The sequence below is a fragment of the Mesorhizobium sp. M7A.F.Ca.US.006.01.1.1 genome, from assembly GCF_003997935.1.
GTDB lineage: Bacteria > Pseudomonadota > Alphaproteobacteria > Rhizobiales > Rhizobiaceae > Mesorhizobium.
In genome coordinates this window covers 1-8,933 of sequence record NZ_RZQL01000270.1, presented here as the reverse complement: position 1 = coordinate 8,933, position 8,933 = coordinate 1, and the positions used below count along the sequence as shown (strand labels likewise).

The 8,933-nt window shown below is 60.2% G+C and carries 9 protein-coding genes and 1 pseudogene; 5 read left to right on the top strand and 5 right to left on the bottom strand.

Annotated features, from left to right (window positions below):
• Positions 1-1,111: acetate/propionate family kinase (locus EN943_RS31490; protein WP_127415938.1), on the bottom strand; the 1,111-nt coding region annotated here is incomplete at its 3' end.
• Complete coding sequence (locus EN943_RS31485; RefSeq protein WP_127415937.1) at positions 1,108-3,519, bottom strand: phosphoketolase family protein; 2,412 nt, start codon at positions 3,517-3,519, stop codon at positions 1,108-1,110. The genes EN943_RS31485 and EN943_RS31490, both read right to left, overlap by 4 nt.
• 258 nt (positions 3,520-3,777) lie before the next feature.
• Between EN943_RS31485 and EN943_RS31480 the strand changes: the two genes are divergently transcribed.
• From EN943_RS31480 to EN943_RS31465, 4 genes and pseudogenes are all read left to right on the top strand, one after another.
• Positions 3,778-5,769: a protein-L-isoaspartate(D-aspartate) O-methyltransferase gene (locus tag EN943_RS31480; protein ID WP_127415936.1), complete on the top strand. Its 1,992-nt coding sequence runs from the start codon at positions 3,778-3,780 to the stop codon at positions 5,767-5,769.
• Positions 5,770-5,869: 100 nt separating this feature from the next.
• The gene (locus tag EN943_RS31475; protein WP_127415935.1) at positions 5,870-6,076 is read left to right on the top strand and encodes a hypothetical protein; all 207 of its coding nucleotides are present in this window, start codon (positions 5,870-5,872) and stop codon (positions 6,074-6,076) included.
• Between the two features lie 48 nt (positions 6,077-6,124).
• Positions 6,125-6,581 (top strand): annotated as a pseudogene (locus tag EN943_RS31470) (YbhB/YbcL family Raf kinase inhibitor-like protein).
• An 83-nt stretch (positions 6,582-6,664) separates the two neighbouring features.
• Positions 6,665-6,823, top strand: coding sequence for a hypothetical protein (locus tag EN943_RS31465; RefSeq protein WP_127415934.1), 159 nt, complete (start codon positions 6,665-6,667; stop codon positions 6,821-6,823).
• An 89-nt stretch (positions 6,824-6,912) separates the two neighbouring features.
• Here EN943_RS31465 and EN943_RS31460 read toward each other — a convergent pair whose 3' ends face one another.
• From EN943_RS31460 to EN943_RS31450, 3 genes are all read right to left on the bottom strand, one after another.
• The gene (locus EN943_RS31460) at positions 6,913-7,341 is read right to left on the bottom strand and encodes a hypothetical protein (protein WP_127415933.1); all 429 of its coding nucleotides are present in this window, start codon (positions 7,339-7,341) and stop codon (positions 6,913-6,915) included.
• A 296-nt stretch (positions 7,342-7,637) separates the two neighbouring features.
• Positions 7,638-7,796, bottom strand: coding sequence for a hypothetical protein (locus EN943_RS31455; RefSeq protein WP_023812002.1), 159 nt, complete (start codon positions 7,794-7,796; stop codon positions 7,638-7,640).
• Between the two features lie 131 nt (positions 7,797-7,927).
• Positions 7,928-8,155: a hypothetical protein gene (locus tag EN943_RS31450; RefSeq protein ID WP_027036437.1), complete on the bottom strand. Its 228-nt coding sequence runs from the start codon at positions 8,153-8,155 to the stop codon at positions 7,928-7,930.
• Between the two features lie 253 nt (positions 8,156-8,408).
• Between EN943_RS31450 and EN943_RS31445 the strand changes: the two genes are divergently transcribed.
• Positions 8,409-8,804: a hypothetical protein gene (locus EN943_RS31445; RefSeq protein ID WP_127415932.1), complete on the top strand. Its 396-nt coding sequence runs from the start codon at positions 8,409-8,411 to the stop codon at positions 8,802-8,804.
• Positions 8,805-8,933: the final 129 nt, after the last annotated feature.

Here is an 8,933-nt window from a genome sequence, read left to right as displayed (position 1 = left end):
CCTCCACCTTGCTCTCGGGACGACTGATGATTTCGGCGTGGGTGTCGTTGGCGCGCTCTTCAAGCACCACGCCTAGCCATGTCAATTTTTCGCATATGGCCTTGCGGATGGGCGCGGACCGTTCGCCGATGCCGGCGGTGAACACGAGGCATTCAAGACCACCCATCGTGTTTGCAAGCGCCGCGGCCTCTCTCGCGGCGCGAAACGCGAAAAGCGCCATCGCCTCTTGGGCGCGAGGGTCATTGCTCGCTTCCAGCGTCCTCATGTCGCCCGAAATACTGGACACGCCGAGCAGTCCCGACTTCTCGTAGAGCATCGTCTGCAGTTCCTCCGCCGCGATGCCTCTTTCCAGCAGGAAGTACAACAGCACGCCGGGATCGATGGCGCCGCACCGCGTGCCCATGACGAGGCCATCCAGGGCCGAAAACCCCATCGTCGTGTCGATGCTCTTGCCCTGCTGCAAAGCGCAGAGGCTGGCACCATTGCCGAGATGGGCGACGATGGTGCGTTTCTCCGCAAGATTTGGCGATGTCCCGCTGAGCCGCCCGGCGATGTATTCATAGGAGAGACCGTGAAACCCGTAGCGGCGCAGGCCTTGCCCTTCATACTGGCGCGGAAGGGCGAAGCGCCGCACGAGCGGATCGATCGTCTGGTGGAAAGCGGTGTCGAAACAGCCAACCTGTGGCAAGTCCGGTTGCAAGGCAGCTATCGCGCGGACCGGCGCGAGACTGCGAGGCTGATGCAGCGGAGCAAGCGGCGTCAACCTGTCGATGGCCTCGATGATGTCTGGGGTCAGAAGGACAGGTTCGATGAACTCGCTTCCGCCATGCACGATGCGATGGCCGGCGCAGAGCAGGTTTCTTTTGCCAATTTCGCCCTGCACCCAATTCAGCATCTCGCCTATGGCCGCGTCACGCGGGTTGTCGACGGCGAGCTTCCGATCGCACTGCACCGTTCCGTCGGCCGCTTTTGCGCGGAGTGTGGGTGTGTCGCCCAGGTCCAACGTGCCGCGTGAAACGAGTTGCATATCCCGTGATGAGACAAGATCGTAAAGCGCGAACTTGATGCTGGACGAGCCGGCATTCAGCGCCAGGATCGACCGACGCATCATTGGCGCCCCTTTGTCGCGGCTTTGTCGGGCCAGCTCCATTTCTGGATTTCGGGCATGTCTTCGCCGTGCTCGCGGACATAGGCTTTGTGCTTTATCAACCGGTCCTGGAGTTCGCCGACAAGTCCTTCGGCGCTCTCGGCCAGTCCCGGCACGCGTTCGATGGCGGCAAGCGCGAGGTGGTAGCGATCGAGTTCGTTGAGCACCACCATATCGAACGGCGTCGTCGTGGTGCCCTCCTCGCGGAAGCCATGCACATGCATGTTGTCATGGTTGGCGCGGCGGTATGTCAGGCGATGAATGAGATAGGGATAGCCGTGATAGGCGAAGATGACGGGCCGTGTTTTCGTGAACAACGCGTCGAAGTCCCCGTCGGGCAGGCCGTGCGGATGCTCCGTGTTCGACTGCAATGTCATCAGGTCGACAACATTGACGACGCGGATTTTCAGGTCGGGGATCGCCGAGCGCAGAATGTCTGTCGCGGCCAGTGTTTCCAGGGTCGGCACGTCGCCGGCGCAGGCCATGACCACATCGGGCTCCTCGTGCTGAGCAACCGTGCCGGCCCATTCCCAGATGCCCGCTCCAGCTTTGCAATGCGCTCCGGCTTCTTCAATGGACAGCCATTGCGGTCCCGGCTGCTTGCCGGCGGTGATGACATTGATGCGGTTATAGGTTCTTAGGCAATGATCGGTGATCCACAACAGGGTGTTGGCGTCCGGCGGGAAATAGAGCCTTACCGTGTCGGCCTTCTTGTTGGCGACCAGATCGGCAAAGCCCGGATCCTGATGGCTGAAACCATTGTGATCCTGCCGCCAGACATGCGAGGTCAAAAGGTAATTGAGCGAGGCGATCGGCTTGCGCCAAGCGAGCTCGCCGGAGGTCTTCAGCCATTTGGCATGCTGGTTGACCATCGAATCGACGATATGAATGAAGGCCTCATAGCATGAAAACAGGCCATGGCGGCCGGTGAGCAGATAGCCTTCAAGCCAGCCCTGGCAGAGATGCTCGCTCAGCACTTCCATGACGCGGCCGTCACGGGAAAGATGGACGTCGTAGGGCTCGATACGCTGCATCCAGACCCGATCGGTGACCTCGAACACGTTGTCAAGGCGATTGGATGACGTCTCGTCCGGCCCCATCAGGCGAAAATTCCGCGCCTCGGCATTGAGGCGGAACACCTCGCGAAGGTAGCTTCCGCAAATCCGCGTTGCTTCAGCGATGACGCCACCTGGACGTGCCACTTCCAGCGCCAGGCTTTTCCAGTCGGGAAGCACAAGATCGCGCTTCAACAGCCCGCCATTTGCGTACGGGCTTGCGCCCATGCGCTTTGTCCCTGTTGGGGCAAGTGCCGCGAGCTCCGGCAACAGGCGGCCGCTTTCATCGAACAGCTCTCCCGGTTCGTAGCTTCGCATCCAGTTTTCGAGGATCTTGCGGTGTTCATCATTCCCTCGAGCATTCGATACCGGCACTTGATGCGAGCGCCAGAAACCCTCTACCTTTTCGCCATCGACCTCCTTCGGCCCGGTCCATCCCTTGGGGCTGCGCAGCACGATCATCGGCCATTGCGGGCGTTGGCCATGCCATCCCGGAGCCCGTGCCTGCTCCTGAATGGACCGGATGCGATCGAGCACCGTGTCGAGCGTCGCGGCCATCGACTGGTGCATGGCAAGCGGCTCGTGGCCCTCGACGAAGAACGGTTCGTAGCCATAGCCGGCGAAAAGATTTCGCAACTCCTGATCGTCCATGCGGCCGAGGATCGTCGGATTGGCGATCTTGTAGCCGTTGAGATGCAGGATTGGCAGGACGGCGCCGTCCGACATCGGGTTCAGGAACTTGTTGGAATGCCATGCCGCCGCGAGCGGACCGGTCTCGGCTTCGCCGTCACCAACGACGCAGGCAACCACCAGGTCCGGATTGTCGAAGGCCGCACCGAAGGCATGGACCAGGGCATATCCCAGTTCACCGCCCTCATGGATGGAGCCGGGCGTCTCGGGCGCGGCATGGCTTGGCACGCCGCCGGGAAAGGAAAACTGCCGGAACAGGTTCCTGAGGCCGTCTTCGCCCTGCCCGATATCGGGATAGATCTCGCTATAGGTGCCCTCGAGCCAGGTGTTGGCGACCATTGCGGGACCGCCATGGCCCGGGCCGCAGATAAACAGAACATCGAGGTCGCGTTCGCGGATAACGCGGTTCAGATGCAGGTAGAGAAAATTCAGGCCCGGCGTCGTGCCCCAATGGCCAAGCAGCCGCGGCTTGACGTGCTCGGCCTTCAACGGTTCGCGCAACAGCGGATTATCGAGCAGATAGATCTGGCCGACCGAGATGTAATTCGCGGCGCGCCAGTAACGGTCCATGAGGTCGATCCGTTCGTGGTCGATAGCCTGCGGCGTCGCGGCAGCCTTGTCGTTCATCGACATCTCCAGCTTCGGTTCGCTGGTGATAACTGGGGCATCTTTGCGCTTGAGCAACCCCTGACTGCCGCCGTCCGGGACGGCATCGCGAGCCGCGCGGCCGAGAGACCGGACGCGATCCAGGTGGGCTTGCGGCTCTGCCCGCAAATAGGCGGGAACCTTGAAGTCCTCCGGCGGTTAGAACTGGAATCGCGAAGGCCAGGCTCAAGGCAGGTAACGCGAAGATAGCCTCGAAGCGTTGCACAAAGGGAGCTAAAGATGCTCGATCTTCCTCGTGCCCGTGATCGAATGGTCAATATCCATGTCGGCCAGCGCGGCATCCATGACCGTGAAATTCTGCAGGCGATGCGCGAAGTTCCACGCGAGGCCTTCGTCGAACCCGGCTTCGAGGAATTTGCCTATGAAGACACGCCGCTGCCGATCGCCGACGGCCAGACCATATCGCAACCCTACATCGTAGCGTTCATGATCGAAATGGCGGATGTCAAACCGGGTGACCACGTGCTCGAAATTGGCACCGGCTCGGGGTACGCGGCCGCGGTGATGAGCCGGATGGTCGAACAGGTCTACACCATAGAGCGTCATCCCGGTTTGGCCGAAACCGCGAAGCGACGGTTTGAAAAACTCGGCTACCAAAACATCGAGGTCCGGACAGGCGATGGCACCAAGGGCTGGCCCCAGGCGGCGCCGTTCGATGCCATCGTGGTGACAGCCAGCGGTCCAGGCGCGCCGCTCGCCCTTCAGGAGCAACTCGATGTCGGCGGCAGGCTGGTTATTCCGGTCGGCGACGACCCGGATTTGCAACGTCTGCTCAAAGTCACCCGGACAGGCGCCGCAACCTACAGCGAGGAAGATTTCGGCGGCGTGCGCTTCGTCCCTCTGATCGGCGAGCAGGGTTGGTCGGAAAACGGCACGGTCACCAAGGTCGGTCGCCCGCTTCGACATCCGCATCCGATCAGCCTGCCTGACATGATCGCGGCCGCGGCTGAGCCGCTGCCCGATTTCGACCATCCGGCCTTCGGCGCATTGTTCGATCGATTCGCCGACCGGCGCGTCGTTCTGCTTGGCGAGGCAAGCCATGGCACGTCCGAATTCTACAGGGCGCGCGCGGCGATCACCCGCAGGCTCATCGAACGGCACGGCTTCACCATCGTCGCGGTCGAGGCGGACTGGCCCGATGCGGCGGCAATCGACCGCTATGTTCGCCATCGTCGGCCGCGAACCGGGACTGATGCGCCATTCCAGCGATTTCCGACGTGGATGTGGCGCAACACCGATGTCGCGGCCTTCACCGACTGGATGCGCCGCCACAACGAGAAGCTTGAGCCATCGGAGCAAGCAGGGTTCTACGGCCTCGACATCTACAATATGAGCGGGTCCATAGGCGCGGTCCTCGATTATCTCGACCGGGTCGATCCCCAGGCAGCCAAGATCGCGCGCGAACGCTATGGCTGCCTGACGCCCTGGCAACACGAACCGTCCACCTACGGCCGCGCGGTGCTCACCGCCGGCTATCAAAAATGCGAGAAAGCCGTGCTGGAACAATGCCGGGACTTGCTCGCCAAACAACTCGATTATGCAAAACAGGACGGAACCGACTTTCTCGACGCCAGTCAGAATGCCCGGCTGATCGCGTCCGCCGAACACTACTACCGGATCATGTACTATGGCGGTGCGGAGTCCTGGAACCTGCGCGACACGCACATGTTCGAGACCTTGGAACATTTGTTGGACGCCGGCGGCCCCAACTCCAAGGCGGTGGTGTGGGCGCACAATTCCCATACCGGCGATGCTCGCTTTACCGAGATGGGTGTCGTCAGGGACGAACTGAACATCGGTCAGCTCTGCCGGCAGCGTTTCGGCGATGAGGCAGCGCTGATCGGCATGGGCACGCATTCCGGCACTGTAGCGGCCGCCAGCGACTGGGATGGCGAAATGGAGGTGAAGCAAATTCGCGCGTCGCACGCCGACAGCTACGAACGGCTTTGCCACGATTCCCTTGTGTCGCGGTTCCTGCTCGACCTCGGGCGCGACAAGACGCTGCGTGAGCGGCTGCTGGAACGCAGGCTGGAGCGGTTCATCGGAGTGATCTACCGGCCGGAAACCGAGCTGGGCAGCCACTATGCGGACGCTTCCCTGCCCCGGCAGTTCGACGCGTTCCTATGGTTCGACAAAACCACGGCAGTGACGCCGCTTGGCCCGGAGCATGCAAGAACCGGCGTTCCCGACACCTACCCATTCGGGCTTTAGCCGACGCACACGCCAACAAATGGGAGAAGAGATGTGGAGCCGGAGCGAGTCATCCGGCTTGCGATTTTAAAACTAAAATCCCCGTCAAAGGAGTTATCTCATGACCGGAACCAAACATCCGAAATGGAAAAAACCGAGCGATGCCGACTTGGCGAACAATCCTGGTATCGGGACTTCCAAGGGAACGATCAAGGAAGGCGAAGAGATCGAGCTTGAAGGCGAGAACACGGTCGAGGGTGACGTCGAAAACGACACGACCGCCGCTGGCGGGATCGATCCAAGACAAAAGATGCGGACCAACAAATAGCGGCCGTTCGCGTCGCTGCGATCAAACTTCGACCGGAAGGAGTGAACCATGCCACTTGCCCTCAGCAGTGCCGCCTTTGCCGAAGGCGGACCAATTCCCGACAGATACACGCGAGACGGCAAAAACGTATCGCCGCCGCTGAAATGGTCTGGAGTGCCGGACGACGCGAAAAGCCTCGTTCTCGTATGCGCCGAGCGGAACGTTTGGTCATTGGGCGGTATTCAACATCTCCGCGGAGACAAGGGAACTTCCCGAGGCGGAAAGCGGCAAGCCAGGTCCGGGCGCCCTTAGGCAAGCAACGAATGATTTTAGCAACGCCTATTACGACGGCCCTGAACCCTCGGTCGGACATGGCGTCCACCATTATCATTTCCGGCTGGCCGCGCTCGACACGCCGAGCCTTGCCATTCCGGCCAGCGCGGGCGTCGAGCACATCTGGCGGGAGGCGCAGAAACATTCGCTCGAGCAAGCTGAACTCATCGGAACCTACGAACGCAATCCGTAAGTTGATGACCGAGGTGGCATTGCCCTGCTGCTGCGCGGAACGGTTCTCCTCCTTGCCGGTTGTCTGGGAAAGGAGATGCCGCCATGTTTGGAGATATCATGTGGTTGGTCGTCGTTGCCGGCGGCCCATTGTTGCTGATCGTGCTGTTGGCCTATGCCGTTATCGCACGCCACCGGCGTGGACCCGCCGAACGAAGGGAAAGCGACCGGGCAACCAACCGGCTATACCAGGACAAGCATTGATCCGCATCGGCAAGACATCCGACCGGCAAGACATCGGCAAGACAGGGGATCGTATGCCGCACCGAAGCGACGACGATCCCCAACTACGGTCAGCGCATTATCCTTTGCCGCAACCAGGCAAAGAACCTGCCGCTGATGGCTGAGCGGACCCGCGTCGCAGCCCAGCGCGCTTTCATGGTTGAGCCGACGTGGCAATCGCAGACGATGTCGTGCAGTTGCCAGTCGTTCAGCTCGAAAAAGCGCTTTGCCTCACCATATGTGTCGTCTTTCAAACCCGATGCGCGCAGCACTGGATCTTCGAAGGCAACCGAAATTGCCGTACCCTCGCCCCGCATCAATGAACGTGCTTCAGGGTGCAGATGTTCAGTGCCTGCAAACGCGCCAAGGCATCGCTCGGGATTGCGCTCCAGCAGTTCAGCCCAGCGCTCTATGCGCTGATTTCGTGTCATTGCGGAATATGCAGCCGACGATTCAATCTTGGCGACGGCTTGCAGTTGGTCGAGTGTTTGATGTTTCATGGCCAGCTCCTGTTGAGGCAGCGAAGCGCCCACGCCTTCAAGGGAATTACCGCGCCGTAATGCTTCGACAAGAGCGCTAGGCTGGAGAATTCGACACAACCGGATCGGGCCGGCGGGATCATAAACACACGTGTTGGGGCGAGGCGCTGAAGGTGCGTTTCATCGGCACCCACAATGGCTTCGTCATCCAATGCACGACGAATAACAATGTCGAGGAAAAGGTCGTCATCGACGTCGGCTAGATCTGCCAACCCTTGTGGATTTGCCGATGCGGTCTGGGCGCGCGTTGTTGCGCGCTACTTCTTGATAATGGTTCCGTTGCGCAAGTCGAATGCTTCGGTACCGCGAGCCTGGCGGTAGAAATCATCCTGCAATTCGCCCCATTCGCCGAGAAAGGCGCCGCAATTGCTGCAATGAATTGGCGTCGACTCCTCGGCGTTGTCGGGAATGTCCATTTGGATAGTCCCACAAGCCTTGCAATCGAGTTTGTCGTCCAACCGTCGTCCCATTTCCCAATGATTACGCATTTTCGACCATGAGCCAATTGTCGATTTCGTACCAAGTCGCATCGACCATGGCTCATCGGTCAATCGCGAGAGTCAAAAAGGACTGCCAGCCCTAGTTCCCGTGCCAGGTCGACGATCGTCTCCATCAACTCATCATCTGTATCCTGCAAATAAGGCGCGTCCCTGCGAGCGGCCTCTATCGCCGCTTTGACCGAAACGATGTCGCCGTATCGTGCACTTCGAAGCTCCTCTGCCAGAAACGCCTTGGCGGCACCGACAGGTCTTATTGCCCATCTGGCGATGCTCATGCGGCTCCCTTCCATGGTCACCTCTGTTTCATTTTGATCCTGTCCAAGGTGCAGATCAATCGATGGTACGATTCCGTACGCAATCGCCAATCCGACGGCGAGACAGCCGTGTGACGAACGCCTTGGCCATGGTCTTTCGGCTGTCTCCCAGGGTGGGTCGGGACGAAATCGCCCGGTGTGAGCGGCCCTGCGGAACCATCGCTCAGCATGGAGGTTTCTTTAAAATCTCCCTCGAAGAATGCAAGGAGCGACCATGCGCATGTTGACGATAGCTGTCGCACTTTCCGGAGCGGTCATCATCCAGCCCATCTACGCCCAAAATGTCGGACCGCAGCTTCCCCAGGTGACGCCACCGCAGGGCGAAGCGCAGCCGGAGCTGGCGCTGCCCGATCCAGGCTCTGCCGATTTGAATTTCACCGGCGTCGCCATTGTCGCAGTCGAGGATTTGCCTGACGAAATCAAGGCGCAGGCGGATGCCGTGATCAATCAGACCAGCGCAGAAGATTTGCTTCGCCTGCAAAACTCCGTCGATGCTTCACCTCAGGCGACATCCGTTTTGAGGGCGAATGGGCTCAATTCCTCGCAGGTTGTCGCTGCAAACATAGATGGCGATGGCACGCTGACGCTGATCATCCAGACGACGACTTGAGCCATCGAAGCAACCATCCAGCCTTTGCCGATTTGCAGGCGACGGTTTTCTGTCTCGATGCATATGATCGCCGAGGTTGCGGCGATCATCGGGTCGCTCTACATCGTGTTTGAGAGATCGATCGTTAGC